Raw genomic sequence first — 23,070 nt, 5'->3', positions numbered from 1 at the left:
CCATGGCACAAATGACAATGGTTCAAGCGATTAATAATGCGCTTAAAACTGAATTGCAAAATGACGAAAACGTATTAGTTTTCGGTGAAGACGTTGGTGTTAACGGCGGTGTATTCCGTGTAACTGAAGGTTTACAAAAAGAATTCGGTGAAGACCGTGTATTCGATACACCATTAGCTGAATCAGGTATCGGTGGTTTAGCTCTTGGTTTAACTGTTGAAGGTTTCCGCCCTGTAATGGAAATCCAATTCCTTGGTTTCGTATTTGAAGTATTTGACGAAGTTGCAGGTCAAATTGCTCGTACACGTTTCCGTTCAGGTGGTTCAAAAGTAGCACCTGTTACAATCCGTGCACCATTTGGTGGTGGTGTTCATACTCCTGAACTTCACGCTGATAACTTAGAAGGTATTTTAGCTCAATCACCTGGTATTAAAGTAGTTATTCCTTCAGGTCCATATGATGCTAAAGGTTTATTACTTTCATCAATCAGATCTAATGACCCAGTTGTATATTTAGAACATATGAAATTATATCGTTCATTCCGTGAAGAAGTTCCTGAAGAAGAATATACAATTGACATCGGTAAAGCTAATGTGAAAAAAGAAGGTAACGATATCACATTAATCGCTTACGGTGCAATGGTTCAAGAATCTGAAAAAGCTGCTGAAGAATTAGAAAAAGAAGGTTACTCAGTTGAAGTTATTGACTTACGTACTGTACAACCTATCGATATCGATACTTTAGTTGCATCAGTTGAAAAAACTGGCCGTGCTGTAGTAGTTCAAGAAGCTCAACGTCAAGCTGGTGTTGGTGCTACTGTAGCTGCTGAATTAGCTGAACGTGCTATTCTTTCATTAGAAGCACCAATCGCTCGTGTGGCTGCTGCTGATACAGTATATCCATTTACACAAGCTGAAAATGTTTGGTTACCAAACAAAAACGACATCATTGAAAAAGCTAAAGCAACTTTAGAATTCTAATATTTTAGCTTATCAATTAGCTAGCAAGCAGACTTATAGGAAGTAAGTAAAATGTTTACTTTTTACTCTATGTGTGAATAAGTAAGTGTAAACTAGAGAATTAGGGCAAAATAATTTGTGTTTAGGCTTTCAAATTATTCTGTCCTTACTCTATGTTATAAATTTATTAAATGATGAATAAGAAATCTAGGAGGACAAGAACGTGGCATTTGAATTTAGATTACCCGACATTGGTGAAGGTATCCACGAAGGTGAAATTGTAAAATGGTTTGTTAAAGCCGGAGATACAATTGAAGAAGATGATGTATTAGCAGAGGTTCAAAATGACAAATCTGTAGTTGAAATCCCATCTCCTGTTAGCGGTACTGTTGAAGAAGTTGTAGTTGACGAAGGTACTGTAGCAGTTGTAGGTGATGTTATTGTCAAAATCGATGCACCTGATGCAGAAGATATGCAATTTAAAGGTGGTCACGATGACGATGCTTCATCTGAAGAAGCACCAACTCAAGAAGAAGCTAAAACTGAAGATGCACCAGCAGCATCAGCTTCACAAGATGAAGAAGTAGATGAAAATAGACAAATCAAAGCTATGCCATCTGTTCGTAAATATGCACGTGAAAAAGGCGTTAACATCAAAGCAGTAGCTGGTTCAGGTAAAAATGGTCGTATTACTAAAGAAGATATCGATAACCACTTAAATGGTGGTGGTGCTCAAGCAGCAACAGCTTCAAATGAAAGTGCAGCTGCATCAACATCAGAAGATACTTCTGCAGTTCAAACTCAATCAGTACCTGAAGGAGACTTCCCTGAAACTACTGAAAAAATCCCAGCAATGCGTAGAGCAATTGCAAAAGCAATGGTTAACTCAAAACACACTGCTCCTCACGTAACATTAATGGATGAAATTGATGTTCAAGATTTATGGGATCACCGTAAAAAATTCAAAGAAGTTGCAGCTGAACAAGGTACTAAATTAACTTTCTTACCATATGTTGTTAAAGCATTAGTTTCTGCACTTAAAAAATACCCAGCACTTAACACTTCATTCAATGAAGAAGCTGGCGAAATTGTACACAAACATTACTGGAATATTGGTATTGCTGCTGATACTGACAGAGGCTTATTAGTACCTGTAGTTAAAAATGCAGACCGAAAATCAATCTTCCAAATTTCAGATGAAATCAACGAATTAGCGGTTAAAGCTCGTGATGGTAAATTAACATCTGATGAAATGAAAGGTGCAACATGCACAATCAGTAATATCGGTTCAGCTGGTGGACAATGGTTCACTCCAGTTATCAACCACCCAGAAGTAGCTATCTTAGGTATTGGCCGTATTGCTCAAAAACCTATCGTTAAAGATGGTGAAATTGTAGCAGCTCCAGTATTAGCTTTATCATTAAGCTTTGACCACAGACAAATTGATGGTGCAACTGGACAAAATGCTATGAATCACATTAAACGCTTATTAAATAATCCAGAATTATTATTAATGGAGGGGTAAAACATGGTAGTTGGAGATTTCCCAATTGAAACAGATACTATTGTAATCGGAGCAGGTCCTGGTGGATACGTTGCAGCAATTCGCGCAGCACAATTAGGACAAAAAGTTACTATCGTTGAGAAAGGTAACTTAGGTGGTGTATGCTTAAACGTTGGTTGTATTCCTTCAAAAGCATTATTACACGCTTCACATCGCTTTGTAGAAGCTCAACACTCTGAAAACTTAGGTGTTATCGCTGAAAGCGTATCACTTAAATTCGACAAAGTTCAAGAATTCAAAAAATCAGTTGTAAACAAATTAACTGGTGGTGTTGAAGGCTTATTAAAAGGTAATAAAGTTGAGATTGTAAAAGGTGAAGCTTATTTCGTTGATAATAACAGCTTACGTGTTATGGATGAAAAAAGTGCACAAACTTACAATTTCAAACACGCTATTATCGCAACAGGTTCTAGACCAATTGAAATTCCTAACTTTGAGTTTGGTAAACGTGTTATCGATTCAACAGGTGCATTAAACTTACAAGAAGTTCCAGGTAAATTAGTCGTTGTAGGTGGCGGTTACATTGGTTCAGAACTTGGTACTGCATTTGCTAACTTTGGTTCAGACGTTACAATTTTAGAAGGCGCTAAAGAAATTCTTGGCGGATTCGAAAAACAAATGGTTCAACCAGTTAAAAAAGGCATGAAAGAAAAAGGCGTTGAAATCATTACTGAAGCAATGGCTAAAAATGCCGAAGAAACTGAAAATGGCGTTAAAGTTACTTATGAAGCTAAAGGTGAAGAAAAAACTATCGAAGCTGATTATGTATTAGTAACTGTTGGTCGTCGTCCAAACACAGACGAATTAGGTTTAGAAGAGTTAGGACTTAAATTCGCAGATCGTGGATTATTAGAAGTAGATAAACAAAGCCGTACTTCTATCGACAATATTTATGCAATTGGTGATATCGTCCCTGGTTTACCACTTGCTCATAAAGCAAGTTATGAAGCTAAAGTAGCTGCTGAAGCTATCTCTGGTCAAGCATCAGAAGTAGACTACATCGGTATGCCAGCTGTATGTTTCACTGAACCAGAATTAGCTCAAGTAGGTTACACTGAAGCACAAGCTAAAGAAGAAGGTTTAGACTACAAAGCTTCTAAATTCCCTTATGCTGGTAACGGCCGTGCTTTATCATTAGATGATACAACTGGTTTCGTTAAACTTATCACACTTAAAGAAGACGATACTGTTATCGGTGCACAAATTGCCGGTAATGGCGCTTCAGATATCATTTCTGAATTAGGTCTAGCTATCGAAGCTGGTATGAATGCTGAAGATATCGCATTAACAGTACATGCTCACCCAACATTAGGTGAAATGTCTATGGAAGCTGCTGAAAAAGCAATTGGATTGCCAATCCACACAATGTAATTTTTAGTCAAACTGACTAACTATATAGATCGAATAACTTTAATTAGATTTGATTGAGGTTATTTGACATCCAAGAGGGGTGCAACTCAAGTTCATGTTTGAACTTGGTTTCACCCCTTTTTTATAATTATTTAACCAAAAAGGGTAATAGATTACTAATGGCTAACACAATGAATGGAGGAATAAAATGGAATACCAATATCCACTAGACTTAGATTGGTCTAATGAAGAAATGGTTGATGTGATTGCTTTCTTTAATAAAATTGAAAATTATTATGAAAACTCGGTTAACGGTCAAGACTTAATGAATCATTATAAACGATTCAAAGAAATTGTTCCCGGCAAAGCAGAAGAAAAGCAATTATTTAAAGAATTTGAAGAAAAAAGTAATTATAATAGTTATAAAGTTGTACAAGAAGTAAAGAACAATCCTGAATTAACATCATTCAGCGCAAAATAACTTATAACGATTTAACGTTAATTATTAAAAATCATAATATCTGCATCATTAATTTTAATTAATTTCAAAAAAGTATTGAAGTTAAAGCTATATTTTGTTATTTTTATTAAGCATTAAACACAATGTTTAATATTACTAAACAAAGTATAGCTTTTTTAAGGTGATTAGCGATGCAAATTGGAAATAAATTACGTAATTTAAGACGTCAAAAGAATTTAACACAAGAAGAGCTAGCAGAACGAACAGATTTATCAAAAGGGTACATATCTCAAATTGAGAGTCAACATGCTTCTCCTAGTATGGAAACATTTTTAAATATTCTAGAAGTGTTAGGTACTTCTCCTAGTGATTTTTTTAAAGAGAAGTCAAAAGAAAAAGTGCTATACACTAAAAATGAACGAACTATTTACGATGAATATGATAGAGGTTATGTCCTTAATTGGTTGGTAATGAAATCTAATGAATTTGAAATGGAACCGCTCATATTATCATTAAAACCAGGTGCGTCTTATAAACACTTTGATCCATCTGAGTCAGATACATTCATTTATTGCTTAAAAGGGTGTGTAACACTTACATTAGGAAATTCACGATATCAGGCAAATGAACAAGATGTTTTATATTTTAGGGCTAATGAAATACATCAATTACATAATGAAACAACCGATGAAATTGAAATTTTAATTGTTGCGACAGCATCATATTTATAAAGGGGGAGTATAGTAATGGAGTCATTGTTATCTTTTAAAGGTGTGACAAAAGGTTTTGACGATGTAACGATATTAAACAAAATGGATTTAGAGATTGAGTCAGGACATTTTTATACATTACTAGGTCCTTCAGGTTGTGGTAAAACCACAATCTTAAAACTTATAGCTGGATTCGAACAACCAGATGATGGAGATATTATATATTTAAATAAATCAATAGGTGATTTGCCTGCAAATAAAAGAAAGGTGAACACTGTTTTCCAAGATTATGCTTTATTTCCTCATTTGAATGTTTATGACAATATTGCTTTTGGTTTAAAGTTGAAAAAGCATTCCAAAAAAGATATTGATGAAAAAGTAATAAATGCTTTAAAACTAGTGAAATTATCGGGGTATGAACAACGAAATATTAATGAAATGAGTGGCGGTCAAAAGCAACGCGTTGCTATCGCAAGAGCAATAGTTAATGAGCCGGAAATTTTATTGTTAGATGAATCTCTATCTGCTTTGGATTTAAAATTAAGAACTGAAATGCAGTATGAATTGCGTGAATTACAAAAACGTTTAGGAATTACTTTCATCTTTGTTACTCACGATCAAGAAGAAGCATTAGCGCTCAGCGATTACATATTTGTTATGAAAGACGGTAAAATTCAACAATTTGGTACACCTACAGATATTTATGATGAACCGGTCAATCGCTTTGTAGCTGATTTTATAGGCGAATCCAATATTGTTGAGGGTAAAATGGTTGAGGATTTCGTAGTAAATATATATGGTCAAGATTTTGAATGTGTAGATGCTGGTATACCTTCAGGCAAAAATGTCGAAGTCGTCATTAGACCTGAAGATATTTCATTAATAGACGCAGACAAAGGGCTATTTAAAGCTACTGTTGATTCAATGTTATTTAGAGGCGTTCATTATGAAATTTGTTGCATTGATAGAAAAGGATATGAATGGGTCATACAGACAACTAAAAAAGCAGAAGTTGGAAGCGAAGTAGGACTCTATTTTGACCCTGAGGCAATACACATCATGGTTCCAGGTGAAACAGAAGAGGAATTTGATAAACGTATTGAAAGTTATGAGGAATTTGACAATGCGTAATATAAATAAAGTGCTAATCATTCCATATTTATTATGGATGGTGTTATTCATAATGGTGCCGGTTATTTTACTTGTATATTTCTCATTCACTGATTTAAATGGTCATTTTAGTTTTACAAACTATGAACAAATATTATCAATGAAATATTTAAAAATGATGTGGGATTCGATTTTTTATGCAGCATTAATTACTATAATCACTCTATTAATTAGCTACCCTGCTGCTTATTTTATTCGTTCGTCAAAAAATCAAAATATGTGGTTGCTCATTTTAATTATTCCGACGTGGATAAATCTATTACTTAAAACATATGCTTTTATTGGTTTACTAAGCCATGAGGGTTTAATAAATAGATTTCTAAATTTTATTCATTTACCTTCGGCTAATCTATTATTTACACCGGGGGCATTTTTATTAGTAGCAAGCTATATTTATATACCATTTATGATTCTACCTATATTTAATAGTATGAAAGCTATCCCGAATAATTTGTTACAAGCTTCTAGTGACTTAGGGGCTAGTCCATTTACTACATTTAGAAAAGTTATCGTACCTTTAACTAAAGAAGGTGTCATGACAGGCATTCAAGTAACATTTATTCCAGCATTATCGCTATTCATGATTACAAGATTAATTGCAGGTAATAAAGTCATCAATATTGGTACATCGATTGAAGAACAATTCCTAGTTATTCAGAATTACGGTATGGGTTCTACAATCGCCATATTCTTGATTGTATTTATGGCATTTATTTTAATCATTACTAAATCGAAATCCACGGACGAAAGAAGGCGAATTAAATGAAGTGGTATGGAAAATTATATATTGGCATTTTATTAGCTATATTATATATTCCGATATTTTTCCTTATGTTTTATTCATTTAATTCAGCGGGAAATATGATTCATTTTGAGCATTTTACTTTGGAACATTACCAAAGTCTATTTCAGAATGATCGTCTGATGTCTGTAATTTTTAATACGGTAGCAGTTGCGCTATTAGCAGCTGCAATTTCTACCATAATAGGAACATTTGGTGCCATTTCATTATATTATTTAAGAAATAAAAAATTTAAAGTAACATTATTAACGCTTAATAATGTGCTAATGGTTTCGTCTGATGTAGTTATTGGTGCCTCATTTTTAATTATGTTTACAGCAATAGGACATTTAACTGGTTTAGGACTAGGTTTTGGAACAGTGTTAGCGTCGCATATTGCATTTTGCATTCCTATCGTAGTTATCGTAGTGTTACCACAGTTATATGAAATGAATAATAATATTCTAAATGCTGCACGTGATTTAGGTGCTACCGAATCACAAATACTTGGACGTGTTTTAATACCTAATTTAATGCCTTCAATTATAGGTGGATTCTTTATGGCGCTAACATACTCATTAGATGATTTTACAGTAAGTTTCTTTGTAACCGGTAATGGCTTTAGTGTATTATCTGTAGAAGTTTACGCTATGGCACGTAAAGGTATTAGTATGGAAATAAATGCAATTTCAACTATTTTATTTACAGCTATTGTATTAGGAATTATTGGTTATTATGCAATACAACATACAGTTAAGAGACGGCAATTAACTAAGCGAGGTGTAAATCAGTGAAGCGATTTTTACAGTTAATATTAGGTGCAATTGTCGTTGGATTAATATGCTTAGGTATAAGTCACTGGTTTAAATCGCAGGATAATACTAGTACTGGTGAAAAGATATACGTGTATAATTGGGGAGAATATATAGACCCCGCTTTAATTAAACAATTTGAGAAAGAAACAGGTATTCAAGTTATATATGAAACGTTTGATTCTAATGAGGCCATGGAAGCTAAAATTAGAAATGGTGGAACCCATTATGATGTGGCTTTTCCTAGTGAATATACCGTTCAGAAATTGAAGCGTGAAAATTTATTGGAACCACTAGATCATAGTAAAATTCCAAATATAAAAAATTTAGATTCTGATTACATGAACATGTCATATGATAGACATAATAAGTATTCACTACCTTATTTCTTTGGTACTGTAGGCATCTTATATAATAAAGAGGTTTACCCAAATGGAGACTTTAGTAGTTGGCAAGCATTATATCAACCTAAATATAAAAACGATATTTTATTAGTTGATGGTGCACGAGAAATTATGGGATTAGCTTTGAACAAATTAGGATATAGTTTAAATGATACAAATCCAAGTCATTTAAAAGAAGCAGAGAAAGATTTGAATCACCTTACACCACAAGTTCGTGGTGTTGTTGGAGACGAAGTCACAATGATGCTTGAACAAAATGAGGGGAATATTGCAGTAGTATGGAGTGGTGTTGCAGCTCCTTTAGTACAAGATAGTGACAAATATAATTATGTTATTCCAAAAGAAGGATCTAACCTATGGTTTGATAATATGGTTATTCCTAAAACCGCTCAGAATAAAGAAGGGGCTTATAAATTTATGAATTTCCTTCTTGATGCTAAAAATAATAAACAAAATACAGAATGGGTCGGATATTCTACACCAAATAAAGTGGCTCGTCAGTTGTTACCTAAAGAAGTTAGAGATGATCATCGTTTCTATCCTACTCAAAAAGAGCAATCACGATTAGAAGTCTACAAAGATTTAGGTCCTAAAACTTTAGGAGAATATAACGAAAGTTTCTTAAACTTTAAAATGTCTTTAAAATAGACTATAAATAGTAGTTATTTTATAATGAATTAGATATAATTATTTGATAAGTAAAATAAGGAGTTGTAATACATGTCAGGAGAACGTTACACGCAAATCAAACGGCCTGTGAGTCGTCTGACTGAAAAACTTTTAGGTTGGTTTAGTTGGATTTTCTTACTTATATTGACGGTTATTACAATGTTTATTGCACTCGTGTCATTTAGTAATGATACATCAATTCAAAATCTTGAAAACTCAATGAATAGTAATGAACTAATTCAGCAAATTTTAACAAATAATAGTTTAAATACAACACAATTTGTAATTTGGTTACAAAATGGTGTATGGGCAATTATCGTTTATTTCATAGTGTGTTTGCTTATTTCATTTTTAGCACTTATATCTATGAATATGAGAATACTTTCTGGATTCTTATTTTTAATTGCCTCAATTATTACATTGCCATTAGTATTATTATTCGTAACATTAATTATTCCTATTTTCTTCTTTATTATTGCAATCATGATGTTTGTAAGGAAGAGCAAGGTCGAGACAGTGCCTATATATGGTCCATCACACGGCTACGAAAATCAATATTATCCTAGAGATGAATATGATGATCGTTATTATGGATTTAATAGAAATATTAATGATGACTATGATTACGACGATCATAATCAATATAATGATTATGATGAAGACTATGTTGAATCACCACGTAAAACCAAAATATCTGAACGTCGTACACGTCGTAAAAAACCTTATTACAATGATGATATCGATAGTAATTATCGAGATAACAACTACGATGAAACAACGATTCGTAATGATGAAGAGCAAGATTTAGCAACTGATACTGAGGAAGATAAATATAATCAATATCCAAAACGTGCAATTACTGGAGAATATCAATCGGATGCTGATGATGTTGAAGCAACGGGAGTACTCTCTAGACAGGCTAAATACAACAAAAAGGCGAATAAAAAATCACAATTTGATAACACTAGTGATGAAGAGTCTTACGATTTTGCTGAAAATGTAGTAGATACTGAGCCAAAAGTTGATAAAAGAGAAGAAAAAGCACAACGTAAGAGAGAAAAAGCTGAAATTAAAGCTAAGAAAAAAGAAAAGCGCAAAGCTTATAATCAACGTATGAAAGAGCGTCGTAAAAATCAACCAAGTGCTGTTAGTCAACGTCGTATGAACTATGAAGAACGTAAACAAATCTTGAATAAAGATGACATCGAATCAGAGAAAGACGTCAACAACCAAGAAGAAGATAATAAAAACTAATATACACTTAGAACGGTTAAGTCATATATGGCTTAATCGTTTTGTGTCAATATCCAAAATTTAATTCATGAAGTTAGTCGCAAACATATTACAATTTTAGTATGATTTAATTAAATACTTTAATAATGGAGGCTAAGAAAGTGAGTAGAAAAGTAGAGTTAATTCTTGGATGGATTGCTTGTGGTTTAAGTATTATTTATTTAATTATGTCATCACTATCTTACTTTATGGTTAGGAATAACAATAATACTGAACAATATCAACAAATGATAAAACAATTTGGAAATCAAGATGTTAAAGTTACACCTGAAATGGTCAACTTTGCTATGGCTTTTTCTATGGGAACATTAATCTTTTCAACGTTGTTAGGCATTATTGGTATGTTAATCATTAAAGGTCGTCCTATTTTAGCAGGTTGTCTTTTAATTGTCGCAGCATTAGTAGGTATATTTAATATGAGTTTAATTGCAGGAATATTGTGGATTATTGTAGCAATCATGCTATTTGTTAAAAAGGATCCTAATCTACCTAAACAAAAACCTAAATCAACAAAATTAAAAATGGATGAATGGCAAACTGAAAAATCATATAATGAACGTAAGAAAGATGATCCATATATTTATTAAAATATAAAACTAAAATCTAACGATTTAGTATTTATAATGCTAAATCGTTAGATTTTTTTATAATTCTTTAAAGGTTTCTATTATTAGATAAATATTGAGGAAGCTCAATATGATGATTAAACCCCAAGCACATATATTAACCCACTTTTTATTTTTAAACGGACCCATTAATTTTTCATTACTTGTTGCTAATTCCAGAGGTATTAATGAGAAAGGTAGTGCAATACTTAAGAACACTTGTGAAAATACTAGCAATTGTTCCATTTTAGACTCATTGCCCTGGAAAATAACAAGACATATTAAAACAGGTATGACAGCCAAACTTCTTGTTACTAAGCGTCTCATCCAATTTGGTATAGAAAGTTTTAAGAACCCTTCCATAACTATTTGACCTGCGAGTGTACCAGTGATTGTTGAATTCTGACCGGATGCTAATAATGCTATTGCGAATAGTGTACTCATTATACTTCCCATTACAACACCTAATACAGGTTGTGTTCTTAAAGCTTGATATAAATCATAGAAACCACCTAAGCTATTTGAATTGACGCCATAAAACAAAGCAGCCCCTAGAACAAGTAGTAAGCAATTTACAATAAATGCGATACTTAATTGAATATTAGAATCAATTGTTGCAAATTTAATCGCTTGGGCTTTTTCAGTAAAGCTATGGCGATTATACTTACGTGATTGCACGATTGATGAGTGCAAATATAAATTATGAGGCATAATTGTAGCGCCAATAATACCTAATGCAATATACAAGATACTATGATTAGCAATAATTTGATAATGTGGAACAAATCCGTTAAGTATTTCAATTAAATTTGGAGATGAAATGTAAACTTCAAATACAAAAATCATCAGTACAGTAAAGATTAAAGTACCAACGATTGCTTCAATCTTTCTAAAACCAAATTTCATTATAAAAAGTAATAAAAATACGTCAAAAACTGTTATTAAAGCACCTATGATTAAAGGAATATTAAAAAGTAAATCCAAAGCAATCGCGCTTCCGATTACTTCAGCAATATCAGTGGCAATGATTGCAAGTTCAGCAATCACCCAAAATATAATTGCAGTTGGTTTGTTTAAATAGTGACGAGTCATTTGTGCTAAATCTTTATCAGTAGCGATACCTAAACGAACAGTCATACTTTGTAACAACATTGCTGATAAGCTAGATATTAAAATTACAAATATTAAAGTATAACCAAATTGTGCGCCACCTTGCATTGATGTAATCCAATTTCCTGGATCCATATAACCAACAGCTACAAGTAAACCTGGTCCTAGAAAAGCTAAAAATTTCTGACTAGTACGTTGCGAGCCATTAAATTCGATTGTGCTATTAATTTCATCTAAACTACGTTGTTCTTTGTTGTCTATTGAACCCATAAAAAAACTCCTTAAACTAATATATTTTATAATAATCCAACTTTATTTTTAGGTCAACCTAATAAAATTAGGCGTAAAAAAAGGAGGGTACAGAAATAATATTTTCCAAAATTTATTTCGTTGTAACCCCAGCTTGCTTAGCTTGTAGAATTTCTTAATGAAATTCTCTTTGCTGGGGCCCCAAACCCCAACTTGCTTAGCTTGTAGAATTTCTTTGAGAAATTCACTTTGTTGGGACCCCGAACCCCAACTTGCTTAGTTTGTAGTATTTCTTTAGGAAATTCACTTTGTTGGGGTCCGCCCACCAGGCAAGGATGACTAGAATTAAAAAAGCTTGTTACAAGTACATTTTTAAATCAGTCAACTATTGCCAATATATATTTGTAGCCTGAGTCATTGAATTATGGCCCAGGCTTTTACTTAAGGTAAACATAGTTTACAACTCATATTGAATTAAATGTTTTATTTATTCATAGAATTTTAAAAATTCATCAAATGTTTCTTTTACAAAAGATAGGAAGGCTTTATCAGATTTTAATTCAGCATCTTTAGGAGAGAGGGAGCGTGCAACGAAGAACTCTCCTTTCTTAACATTCTTAACACGATCAATCGCTTTATGTAACTCATCGTCACTTAAATCTTTAATGAAGGATTTTTCAGGTTTCATGTGATCTAAACTCACTTGATAGTCTTCAGGCAATTGTTTAAGCACATCAAAGTGCTTATCAAACACTTTTACACGTTCAGCTTTATCTTTACCTTCATGCATAACACCGAACATTAAAAATAAATGGTCTTTAAATAAACCAATTTGGAAATGAGGTAGCATCTTATATCCACGTTTATTTGGAGCAAAAGCTACCCATGTATCTACAGGGGGATTTACACTTCTACGAGCATGTTTTGCAACATGTGCATAAAAAGTTTCTCCAGTTTGAGAAGTGAAATATTCACTAAAATAATCTCCTAATTGATTAAGTTGAGGTCTTACATATTCATTTAATGCTTCCATTCGAGCATCTAAGCCTTCAACTTCAAACGCTTTGAAATCTTTAGGTTTAAATGTATATTGTGTCATTAGCGTTGCTCCTTTTCAGAATAATTAATTTAAAGTTATTGTAGCATAGAATGACTCAATCATTCCAAAAGCAGAATTAAGGTTTCAAGCGTTTAAACTCACAATTATAAGGTATACAATGATGTATAGATTATAATGCCAGAAATTTTGTATAATAGAAGACAACAGGAGATGATGATATGTCACTATATGAATTTGCACAAGGTTTAATACTAGAAGCGGGCAACAAAGTTAGAATAATGATGAAAGAAGATTTAAGTATTGAAACGAAATCGAACCCAAACGACTTAGTAACAAATGTTGATAAAGCAACTGAAAACTATATATACGATGCAATTCTAAGAAGCTATCCTGATCATCGCGTCATTGGTGAGGAAGGACATGGACATCATATGGAAGACGTCAATGGTGTGGTATGGGTTGTTGATCCAATTGATGGAACTTTAAATTTTGTTCATCAACAAGAGGGATTTGCGATTTCCATAGGTATTTATCGAGATGGCAAGCCATATGCAGGTTTAGTTTATGATGTAATGAAGGATGTACTATACCATGCTAAAGTTGGCGAAGGTGCTTTTGAAAACAATCATGAATTAAAAACCATTGATAACACGCAACTTAACCAAAGTTTAATAGGAATTAATCCAAACTGGGTTACTAAGCCAAAAATGGGACCCATTTTTTCAGAGATTGTAAACCAAGCAAGAAGTTGTAGAGCTTTTGGAAGTGCGGCATTAGAAATTATAAGTGTAGCCAAAGGACAATTGGCTGCATATATCACGCCAAGATTGCAACCATGGGATTTTGCAGGTGGTTTGATTATTTTAAATGAAGTTGGTGGAATTGGAAGTAATTTAATGGGTGAACCGCTCACTATTGAAAGTGCTAATTCTATTTTAGTTGGAAATAAAGCAACGCATAATGAGATACTAGAAAATTATTTAAATCCTCATAATGAAGTATTAACAGAGTTACATCAACGTTTTAGAAAATAAAAAATGCCTCGGTCAGTCAACTTTGAAAGGTGAATTTCTTCCAAATTTTACTACCGAGACATTTTTCTATATTAAAGCCAGTTATTTTCACGATATTTCTTTTTAAGCGTGAATCCAGCGCCAAAAGTTGCAATGAAAAGTATAAATGTTAAAATCATCATTGGAATACTACCAGCTCCAACGCTGAAACTAAAAAGCACTAAAAATATTACTGCTATAATAGATAGAACCCAAAATATACCTTTAGACTTAGGTTTTTCCATCCCATACCCCACCTTTTTGTTATCTTTTACTAATAATATGATATAATAAAAAAGTTGTAATTAAAAGTGGGAGTTTACTCGAGAAAGGAATAATAAAATGACTAATAGAAGAGAAGATGTACGTAATATTGCAATCATTGCGCACGTTGACCATGGTAAAACGACTTTAGTAGATGAATTACTAAAACAATCTGGAATTTTCAGAGAGAACGAACATGTTGACGAAAGAGCAATGGACTCTAATGACTTAGAAAGAGAACGTGGTATTACAATTCTTGCTAAAAATACTGCGATTGACTATAAAGGCACAAGAATTAACATCTTAGATACACCTGGGCATGCTGACTTTGGTGGCGAAGTTGAACGTATTATGAAAATGGTTGACGGTGTTGTACTTGTTGTAGATGCATACGAGGGAACAATGCCTCAAACACGTTTCGTACTAAAAAAAGCATTAGAACAAGATTTAAAACCCGTTGTAGTAGTAAATAAAATTGACAAACCATCAGCTAGACCTGAAGGGGTAGTAGATGAAGTTTTAGATTTATTTATCGAATTAGAAGCGAATGATGAACAATTAGACTTCCCAGTAGTATATGCATCAGCTGTCAATGGTACTGCTAGTCTTGATTCAGAGAAACAAGATGAAAACATGCAATCATTATATGAAACAATCATAGATTATGTTCCAGCGCCATTAGATAATCATGATGAACCATTACAATTCCAAGTAGCATTATTAGATTATAATGATTATGTAGGACGTATAGGTGTAGGACGCGTATTTAGAGGTATAATGCGTGTCGGTGATAACGTGTCACTTATTAAATTAGACGGTACAGTTAAGAATTTCCGTGTGACTAAGATTTTCGGTTATTTTGGATTGAAACGTGAAGAGATCGAAGAAGCACAAGCTGGTGATTTAATTGCGGTTTCAGGAATGGAAGATATTAACGTAGGTGAAACAGTTACACCTACAGATCACCAAGAAGCTCTCCCTGTATTACGTATTGATGAACCAACTCTTGAAATGACATTCAAAGTAAATAATTCACCATTTGCAGGACGTGAGGGTGATTATGTCACTGCACGTCAAATCCAAGAACGTCTAGATCAACAACTTGAAACAGACGTTTCATTAAAAGTTACGCCAACTGATTCTCCTGATACATGGGTAGTTGCAGGTCGTGGTGAGTTACATTTATCTATCTTAATTGAGAATATGAGACGTGAAGGTTTTGAACTTCAAGTATCTAAGCCACAAGTTATTTTACGTGAAATTGACGGTGTTCTAAGTGAACCTTTCGAACGTGTTCAATGTGAAGTGCCTTCTGAAAATGCAGGTTCAGTAATTGAATCATTAGGTGCACGTAAAGGTGAAATGTTAGACATGTCGACTACTGATAACGGATTAACGCGTTTAATCTTTATGGTACCTGCACGTGGTATGATTGGATACACAACTGAATTTATGTCTATGACTCGTGGATATGGTATTATCAACCATACATTCGAAGAGTTCAGACCTCGTGTTAAAGCACAAATTGGAGGTAGACGTAATGGTGCGCTTATCTCAATGGACCAAGGTCAAGCAACTGCATACGCTATCATCAATTTAGAAGATCGTGGTGTTAACTTCATGGAGCCAGGTACTGAAGTCTACGAAGGTATGATTGTTGGTGAACATAATCGTGAAAATGATTTAACTGTTAATATTACTAAAGCGAAACATCAAACAAACGTACGTTCAGCAACTAAAGATCAAACACAAACTATGAACCGACCAAGAATTCTTACTCTTGAAGAAGCTTTAGAATATATTAATGATGATGAACTAGTAGAGGTTACTCCTCAAAGTATTCGTTTAAGAAAGAAAATCTTAAATAAATCATTACGTGAAAAAGAAGCTAAACGTGTTAAACAAATGATGCAAGATGAGTAATTAAAGTTTATAACGTAAAATATAGTTTGAAACATCAAATTTGAAAGCCAGTAAATGAAATTTTGTCATTTCATTTACTGGCTTTTTTGAGTAAAACCTAATTAAATTTACTAAAAAAATTACAATTCTTCACTCTTAACGAAGTTAAACGGTTGGTGTTTATTAAGACGTTGTTTTGGTCTATCTAAACGACTTTTACAATCATCGCACATAAAAGTTCTTATAGGATTATTTCGAAGTCGTTTGGCTTCAACCGTATTTTCATCAATTAAAACCTTTGTATCACAAATGATACACTGAACTTCACGCAAATTAGATCACCTCTATATGCGTAACATACTTAAATTCATGTGAGTATCCTTTTTCATCTGGGTTGAAAACAAAGCTGTCTACTGCATTATCATCATACATACGCTTTCCATCTTTCGCAAATTGGAAAAATAGATAAGGTAATAATTCTATTGGAACTTCAATTGAGGACTCATCATTAAATAATTTTATCGCAGTAGCATCGTCTTTTGGTTCTGCAATTTTAAAGAAAGGTGTCATATTGATTGCATATGAATCTTCTAATACAGAACGCTTACGATATTTTATCTCTGAGTTTAAAGTAGGTGGATTCGTTTGACCTTCAAGAATCGCTCTATTCCATTCGCGATTATCTTCGAATCTAATTGGTTTCGTTCCTTCAAACACACCACTTTCAATGTCTTCAATTTTTACTTTTCTATCATCGAATATCCAAGTTGTACTATCTAAAGTGATAGGGAACTTGACTAAGCCTTTGATTTGAATCATTTTTTGCCCACTCCCTAATTTCATTCTAGTCATTATTTTATCACAATTAAATTCTTGTATTCACTGAATAAACTTGCTTTTTAAAAAGTAGTAAGATAAACTTTTGATATGAAGATATTTAATGATAGGGGGAGTATGTGATGCCGAAGCAATCGAAGATGAGTAACGTGGCTTATGAGCAATTAAATCAAGATGCTGATAGAATCTTACGTTTAATTAAAGTTCAAATGGATAATTTAACTTTACCTTCATGCCCGTTATATGAAGAAGTTCTCGACACACAAATGTTTGGTTTACAAAAAGAAGTTGATTTTGCAGTTAAGCTTGGCTTAGTTGATAAAGAAGACGGCAAAAATTTAATGCTTCGTTTAGAAAAGGAATTATCTAAACTTCATGAAGCGTTTACAAATGTAAAATAACTATCGATTAAATATATAAGTAAAGTTTATTCATTTACTTTTCGTTTATAAATTTGAGTTATTTGTAATATTAATTACATACAAATTATCTCACCATAGTGACTGAAATATTATGTTTATAATATTTTCAGTCATTTTATATTTTAAGCATTATTATCATATTAAATATAAAAATATTGAAAGTAATAATTAGATTTAAATTTAGTTTATATTTGTTAAACAACGAGCACAAAGTATATAATAGTTTAGACAGTAAATTTGGTTTAAAACGTAATTTTATTTACCATTATAATTTTAAAATTCTAGAATTGGATGATCATTTTTATGAGTAATTTAAAAAATATATTTAGATACATAGGTAGAACTGCTAAGTTCATCGATTATCCATTATTAATTACATACGTTGTTTTATGTCTTTTCGGTTTAATCATGGTTTATAGTGCAAGTATGGTTGCTGCAACTAAAGGGACGTTAACAGGTGGACTTGAAGTATCTGGCACGTATTTTTATAATAGACAACTCATTTACGTTATTATGAGTTTTATTGTCGTATTTTTTATCGCTTTTATGTTGAATATTAAAATATTACAACAACCCAATATTCAAAAATGGATTATGATTATAATCTTCGTATTACTATTTTTAACACTTATTATAGGTAAAAATATTAACGGATCTAAAAGTTGGATAAATCTTGGATTTATGAACTTGCAAGCATCGGAATTATTGAAAATTGCATTCATATTATATATTTCATATGTAATAAGTAGAAAATTACCGCAAGTAAGAGAGAAAATTAAAGTAATTGCTGCGCCACTTTTTTTAATAGGCGTATGCTTATTTTTAGTATTGTTGCAAGGTGATATTGGGCAAACATTGTTAATCATGATTATTATTGTTTCAATGTTTATTTTTGCAGGTATCGGTGTTCAAAAATTAGTAAGAGGACCGGTTTTGCTTATTGCTGGAAGTTTCATCGCGATTGCATTGCTCTTTATTGTAAGTGGAATGATGCCACATTATTTGAAAGCGCGTTTTAGTACATTAATGAACCCATTTAGTTCAGAAGCCGGTACAGGTTATCATTTAACCAACTCATTGATGGCAATTGGAAATGGTGGATTATTTGGTCGTGGTTTAGGCAATGGAATTATGAAACTTGGTTATTTACCAGAAGCACATACTGACTTTATATTTGCAGTCATTTGTGAAGAACTTGGTTTAGTAGGTGGATTATTCGTCATTTGCTTATTATTCTTCATAGTTTATCGTGCTTTCGTATTAGCTACTAAAACACCATCATATTTCTATAAATTAATTTGTGTAGGCGTTGCTAGTTATATTGGAAGTCAGACTTTTGTCAATTTAGGTGGTATTTCAGCAACGATTCCATTAACTGGTGTACCTCTACCATTTATAAGTTTTGGTGGTTCATCTATGTTGAGTTTAAGCATCGCAATGGGTCTGCTATTGTTAGTCGCAAAACAAATAAAAATTGATGAAAAACGATCACAAAAAGCTAGAAAACAAAAACTAGGTATAACTAGATAATCTCTTAAATAAGGATGATAACCTTTACGTGAAATAAGCTTGATTTCATGTAAAGGTTTTTTACATTTTTATGAAAATATAATATACAACGTCATTGGAAGTGGAGTATTATTATTTAAAATGATAATATGAAATTATAACTAATGATAATTTTTAGTGATTACCATAGAAATATTTATTTTTTAATAGTTTATTAATACGGAAATCATTTTCATTCATTATAGTTACTTTACAAATTTTACAACAACTATTTAATAAATAAATATAGCTTTATTTTTTGAGTTAGTATAAAATTTTATTATCTAATTAGTTAGAATATTCAAACTTTAAAAGGGGAGTGCCTTTTTTGAAAAATATAAAAAAATTATTAGTAGCTAATCGTGGCGAAATTGCAATTAGAATTTTTAGGGCAGCAACAGAATTAAATATTAAAACAGTGGCAATATACTCAAATGAAGATAAAAACGCTTTGCATAGATATAAAGCAGACGAATCTTATTTAGTAGGAAAGGATTTGGGACCAGCCGAAAGTTATCTAAACATTGAACGTATTATAGATGTGGCTAAACGAGCTGGTGTAGATGCCATTCATCCTGGTTATGGTTTTTTAAGTGAAAATAAACAATTTGCACAACGTTGTGATGAAGAAGGAATTAAATTCATTGGTCCGCATATAGAACATTTAGATATGTTTGGAGATAAAGTCAAAGCTAGAACAACTGCAATAAATGCTAATTTGCCTGTTATTCCCGGTACAGATGGACCGATTGAAAACTTTGAAGCAGCAAAAGCATTTGCTCAAGAAGCTGGCTTTCCTTTAATGATTAAAGCCACGAGTGGTGGTGGCGGTAAAGGGATGCGTATCGTACATGAAGAAGGAGAATTAGAAGATGCATTCCATCGAGCTAAATCTGAAGCCGAAAAGTCATTTGGTAATAGTGAAGTATATATTGAAAGATACATAGATAATCCCAAACATATTGAAGTACAAATTATTGGGGATGAATATGGTAATATTGTTCATTTATATGAACGTGATTGTTCGGTGCAACGTCGTCATCAAAAGGTAGTGGAAGTAGCTCCTTCAGTTGGCTTATCAAAAGAATTACGAGAACGAATTTGTAATGCAGCATTACAATTAATGAATAATATCAAATATGTTAACGCAGGTACGGTAGAATTCTTAGTATCAGGGGATGAGTTCTTCTTTATTGAAGTTAATCCTCGAGTTCAAGTAGAACATACAATAACTGAAATGATTACTGGTATAGATATTGTTAAAACTCAAATTTTAGTTGCTGATGGTGCTAACTTATTTGATGAACGCGTTTCTATGCCACAACAAGAAGAAATTCAAACATTAGGTTATGCAATTCAATGTCGTATAACAACAGAAGATCCATCTAATGACTTTATGCCAGATTCAGGTACTATTATCGCTTATCGATCTAGTGGTGGTTTTGGGGTACGTTTAGATGCTGGTGACGGTTTCCAAGGTGCAGAAATATCTCCTTATTATGATTCACTATTGGTTAAGTTATCAACACATGCGGTTACATTTAAACAAGCTGAAGAAAAGATGGAACGCTCTCTTCGTGAAATGCGTATACGTGGTGTGAAAACTAACATTCCGTTTCTAATTAACGTGATGCGTAATGATCAATTCCGCAGTGGGGATTATACGACTAAATTTATAGAAGAAACACCCGAATTATTTAATATTGCACCGACTCTAGATCGTGGTACTAAAACGTTAGAATATATCGGTAATGTAACGATTAACGGTTTCCCTAATGTTGAAAAAAGACTCAAACCTGATTATGAATCGACAGCTATACCACAAGTGCCACATAGTAAAATTAATACGTTGAATGGAACGAAACAGCTGCTAGATAGTAAAGGACCTAAAGCAGTAGCTAATTGGGTACGAGAGCAAAGCGACGTATTGGTCACTGATACTACTTTTCGTGATGCACACCAATCACTCTTAGCAACTCGCGTTCGTACTAAGGATATGATGAATATTGCTTCTAAAACTGCTGAAGTGTTTAAAGATAGTTTCTCTTTAGAAATGTGGGGAGGCGCAACATTTGATGTCGCTTACAACTTTTTAAAAGAAAATCCATGGGAACGACTAGAAAGATTACGTAAAGCAATTCCCAATACTTTATTCCAAATGTTATTACGTGCTTCAAATGCAGTTGGCTATAAAAATTATGCTGATAATGTGATTGAAAAATTCGTAAAAGAAAGTGCGAATGCAGGCGTAGATGTCTTTAGAATTTTCGACTCACTTAACTGGGTAGATCAAATGAAAGTTGCAAATGAAGCGGTTCAAAATGCAGGTAAGATTTCTGAAGGTGCAATCTGTTATACCGGTGATATATTAAATCCTGAACGTTCAAATGTATTTACACTTGAATACTATGTGAAATTAGCAAAAGAACTTGAACGTGAAGGGTTCCATATCTTAGCAATTAAAGACATGGCAGGATTGTTAAAACCTAAAGCAGCATATGAACTTATAGGAGAATTAAAATCTGCAATAAATTTACCGATACATTTACACACACACGATACAAGTGGAAATGGTCTACTTATCTATAAAGAAGCGATAGATGCAGGTGTAGATATCATTGATACAGCTGTTGCATCAATGAGTGGTTTAACAAGTCAACCTAGCGCCAATTCGTTGTATTATGGATTAAATGGTTTTAATCGAAATCTAAGAGCAGATATTGAAGGATTAGAAGAACTCAGTCACTATTGGAGTATTGTACGTCCATACTACAGTGACTTTGAAAGTGACATTAAGTCTCCTAATACCGAAATTTATGAACATGAAATGCCTGGTGGACAATATTCAAATTTAGGACAACAAGCAAAAAGTTTAGGTTTAGGTGAACGTTTCCACGAGGTCAAAGATATGTATCGTCGTGTTAATTTCTTATTTGGCGATATCGTAAAAGTAACACCATCATCTAAAGTTGTAGGTGATATGGCGCTTTATATGGTGCAAAATGACTTGGATGAGCAATCAGTCATCAAAGAAGGCCATAAGTTAGACTTCCCTGAATCGGTTGTATCTTATTTTAAAGGTGATATAGGTCAGCCAGTCAATGGCTTTAATAAGGAATTGCAAGATGTCATCCTCAAAGGTCAACAACCACTAACAGAACGTCCAGGTGAGTATTTAGATCCTGTGAATTTTGATGAAATTAGACAAGAACTTGAAGCAAAAGATTATGGTGAAGTGACTGAACAAGATGTAATCAGTTATGTATTATATCCAAAAGTATTTGATCAGTTTATGCAAACAAAACAACAATATGGTGACTTATCATTATTAGATACGCCAACGTTCTTCTTCGGTATGCGTAATGGTGAAACAGTCGAAATAGAGATTGATACTGGTAAACGATTAATTATTAAACTTGAAACAATTAGTGAGCCGGATGAAAATGGTTATCGAACAATTTATTATGTTATGAATGGTCAAGCACGTCGTATTTCTATAAAAGATGAAAATATTAAAACAAATACGAACTTGAAACCTAAAGTTGACAAATCAAATCCTAGTCATATTGGTGCTCAAATGCCTGGTTCGGTAACTGAAGTTAAAGTTACAGTTGGTGAAGAAGTAAAAGTAAACCAACCTTTATTAATTACAGAAGCGATGAAGATGGAGACAACGATTCAAGCACCATTCAATGGAACTATAAAACAAGTAACGGTTGTAAACGGCGATGCGATTGCAACAGGTGACTTACTTATTGAAATTGAAAAAGCAGATTAAAATCAAAATATATTTTAAAAATGAGCTAATTAATAAATATTTATAAACGTCATCGTTAATAAAATTTTAAA

Annotated in this window: 21 protein-coding genes; 16 read left to right on the top strand and 5 right to left on the bottom strand. The window is 32.8% G+C overall.

The features are described from left to right. The first annotated feature begins 2 nt into the window (after nucleotides 1-2). From HMPREF2715_RS05150 to HMPREF2715_RS05100, 11 genes are all read left to right on the top strand, one after another. Nucleotides 3-980 carry an alpha-ketoacid dehydrogenase subunit beta gene (locus HMPREF2715_RS05150; protein ID WP_011276134.1) on the top strand — a complete coding sequence of 326 codons (978 nt, stop codon included), beginning with the start codon at nucleotides 3-5 and terminating at the stop codon, nucleotides 978-980. A 202-nt stretch (nucleotides 981-1,182) separates the two neighbouring features. Further along, the gene (locus tag HMPREF2715_RS05145; RefSeq protein ID WP_070440276.1) at nucleotides 1,183-2,484 is read left to right on the top strand and encodes a dihydrolipoamide acetyltransferase family protein; all 1,302 of its coding nucleotides are present in this window, start codon (nucleotides 1,183-1,185) and stop codon (nucleotides 2,482-2,484) included. A 3-nt stretch (nucleotides 2,485-2,487) separates the two neighbouring features. Then, nucleotides 2,488-3,894, top strand: a complete 1,407-nt coding sequence (gene lpdA, locus HMPREF2715_RS05140; RefSeq protein WP_053019394.1) for a dihydrolipoyl dehydrogenase — start codon at nucleotides 2,488-2,490, stop codon at nucleotides 3,892-3,894. A gap of 187 nt (nucleotides 3,895-4,081) precedes the next feature. Next, complete coding sequence (locus HMPREF2715_RS05135) at nucleotides 4,082-4,354, top strand: UPF0223 family protein (protein ID WP_037535602.1); 273 nt, start codon at nucleotides 4,082-4,084, stop codon at nucleotides 4,352-4,354. 170 nt (nucleotides 4,355-4,524) lie between these two features. Next, nucleotides 4,525-5,064, top strand: coding sequence for a helix-turn-helix domain-containing protein (locus HMPREF2715_RS05130; RefSeq protein WP_011276130.1), 540 nt, complete (start codon nucleotides 4,525-4,527; stop codon nucleotides 5,062-5,064). A 15-nt stretch (nucleotides 5,065-5,079) separates the two neighbouring features. After that, the gene (locus HMPREF2715_RS05125; protein WP_070581293.1) at nucleotides 5,080-6,174 is read left to right on the top strand and encodes an ABC transporter ATP-binding protein; all 1,095 of its coding nucleotides are present in this window, start codon (nucleotides 5,080-5,082) and stop codon (nucleotides 6,172-6,174) included. Next, the gene (locus HMPREF2715_RS05120; protein WP_070581292.1) at nucleotides 6,167-6,979 is read left to right on the top strand and encodes an ABC transporter permease; all 813 of its coding nucleotides are present in this window, start codon (nucleotides 6,167-6,169) and stop codon (nucleotides 6,977-6,979) included. Before HMPREF2715_RS05125 ends, HMPREF2715_RS05120 begins: the two co-directional genes overlap by 8 nt. Next, nucleotides 6,976-7,788 (top strand): ABC transporter permease, encoded by an 813-nt coding sequence (locus tag HMPREF2715_RS05115; protein ID WP_070581291.1) that lies wholly within the window; start codon nucleotides 6,976-6,978, stop codon nucleotides 7,786-7,788. The genes HMPREF2715_RS05120 and HMPREF2715_RS05115 overlap by 4 nt, the downstream gene beginning before the upstream one ends. Further along, a complete protein-coding gene (locus HMPREF2715_RS05110) occupies nucleotides 7,785-8,858 on the top strand; it encodes an ABC transporter substrate-binding protein (RefSeq protein WP_070581290.1) in 1,074 nt (357 codons plus the stop codon). Before HMPREF2715_RS05115 ends, HMPREF2715_RS05110 begins: the two co-directional genes overlap by 4 nt. A gap of 72 nt (nucleotides 8,859-8,930) precedes the next feature. Then, on the top strand, nucleotides 8,931-10,133 hold the full coding sequence (gene auxB, locus HMPREF2715_RS05105) for a lipoteichoic acid stability factor AuxB (RefSeq protein ID WP_070440262.1): 1,203 nt from the start codon (nucleotides 8,931-8,933) through the stop codon (nucleotides 10,131-10,133). Nucleotides 10,134-10,273: 140 nt separating this feature from the next. Continuing rightward, nucleotides 10,274-10,759: a DUF4064 domain-containing protein gene (locus HMPREF2715_RS05100; RefSeq protein WP_070440260.1), complete on the top strand. Its 486-nt coding sequence runs from the start codon at nucleotides 10,274-10,276 to the stop codon at nucleotides 10,757-10,759. Nucleotides 10,760-10,816: 57 nt separating this feature from the next. Here HMPREF2715_RS05100 and HMPREF2715_RS05095 read toward each other — a convergent pair whose 3' ends face one another. Next, entirely contained in the window at nucleotides 10,817-12,157 is a 1,341-nt protein-coding gene (locus HMPREF2715_RS05095; protein ID WP_070581289.1) for an Nramp family divalent metal transporter, read from the bottom strand. Nucleotides 12,158-12,623: 466 nt separating this feature from the next. Then, the gene (locus HMPREF2715_RS05090) at nucleotides 12,624-13,235 is read right to left on the bottom strand and encodes a YktB family protein (protein ID WP_070440256.1); all 612 of its coding nucleotides are present in this window, start codon (nucleotides 13,233-13,235) and stop codon (nucleotides 12,624-12,626) included. Nucleotides 13,236-13,414: 179 nt separating this feature from the next. Here HMPREF2715_RS05090 and HMPREF2715_RS05085 point away from each other — a divergent pair, with 179 nt between their 5' ends. Continuing rightward, the gene (locus HMPREF2715_RS05085; protein ID WP_037536186.1) at nucleotides 13,415-14,230 is read left to right on the top strand and encodes an inositol monophosphatase family protein; all 816 of its coding nucleotides are present in this window, start codon (nucleotides 13,415-13,417) and stop codon (nucleotides 14,228-14,230) included. Between the two features lie 71 nt (nucleotides 14,231-14,301). Here HMPREF2715_RS05085 and HMPREF2715_RS05080 read toward each other — a convergent pair whose 3' ends face one another. Beyond that, nucleotides 14,302-14,493 (bottom strand): DUF5325 family protein, encoded by a 192-nt coding sequence (locus HMPREF2715_RS05080; protein ID WP_011276120.1) that lies wholly within the window; start codon nucleotides 14,491-14,493, stop codon nucleotides 14,302-14,304. Between the two features lie 97 nt (nucleotides 14,494-14,590). Here HMPREF2715_RS05080 and typA point away from each other — a divergent pair, with 97 nt between their 5' ends. Then, nucleotides 14,591-16,435: a translational GTPase TypA gene (gene typA / locus HMPREF2715_RS05075; RefSeq protein ID WP_070839572.1), complete on the top strand. Its 1,845-nt coding sequence runs from the start codon at nucleotides 14,591-14,593 to the stop codon at nucleotides 16,433-16,435. Between the two features lie 119 nt (nucleotides 16,436-16,554). On the opposite strand, the gene HMPREF2715_RS05070 is transcribed toward typA, so the two are convergent. Both HMPREF2715_RS05070 and HMPREF2715_RS05065 read right to left on the bottom strand, forming a co-directional pair. Next, nucleotides 16,555-16,746, bottom strand: a complete 192-nt coding sequence (locus HMPREF2715_RS05070) for a YlaI family protein (protein WP_070581287.1) — start codon at nucleotides 16,744-16,746, stop codon at nucleotides 16,555-16,557. Between the two features lies 1 nt (nucleotide 16,747). After that, nucleotides 16,748-17,233: a hypothetical protein gene (locus tag HMPREF2715_RS05065; RefSeq protein ID WP_070581286.1), complete on the bottom strand. Its 486-nt coding sequence runs from the start codon at nucleotides 17,231-17,233 to the stop codon at nucleotides 16,748-16,750. Between the two features lie 140 nt (nucleotides 17,234-17,373). Here HMPREF2715_RS05065 and HMPREF2715_RS05060 point away from each other — a divergent pair, with 140 nt between their 5' ends. The 3 genes from HMPREF2715_RS05060 (at nucleotide 17,374) to HMPREF2715_RS05050 (ending at nucleotide 22,999) form a co-directional block, all read left to right on the top strand. Further along, entirely contained in the window at nucleotides 17,374-17,652 is a 279-nt protein-coding gene (locus HMPREF2715_RS05060; RefSeq protein ID WP_070581285.1) for an Fpa/YlaN family protein, read from the top strand. A gap of 324 nt (nucleotides 17,653-17,976) precedes the next feature. Further along, nucleotides 17,977-19,203 carry a cell division peptidoglycan polymerase FtsW gene (gene ftsW / locus HMPREF2715_RS05055; protein ID WP_037536194.1) on the top strand — a complete coding sequence of 409 codons (1,227 nt, stop codon included), beginning with the start codon at nucleotides 17,977-17,979 and terminating at the stop codon, nucleotides 19,201-19,203. A 346-nt stretch (nucleotides 19,204-19,549) separates the two neighbouring features. Beyond that, nucleotides 19,550-22,999: a pyruvate carboxylase gene (locus tag HMPREF2715_RS05050; protein WP_070581284.1), complete on the top strand. Its 3,450-nt coding sequence runs from the start codon at nucleotides 19,550-19,552 to the stop codon at nucleotides 22,997-22,999. Nucleotides 23,000-23,070 lie beyond the last annotated feature (71 nt).

It is taken from the genome of Staphylococcus sp. HMSC062A01, assembly GCF_001836805.1.
In the GTDB taxonomy this organism is placed as follows: domain Bacteria; phylum Bacillota; class Bacilli; order Staphylococcales; family Staphylococcaceae; genus Staphylococcus; species Staphylococcus haemolyticus.
The sequence above is the reverse complement of the archived record's forward strand: the minus strand, read 5'-3'. Positions and strand labels throughout refer to the sequence as shown.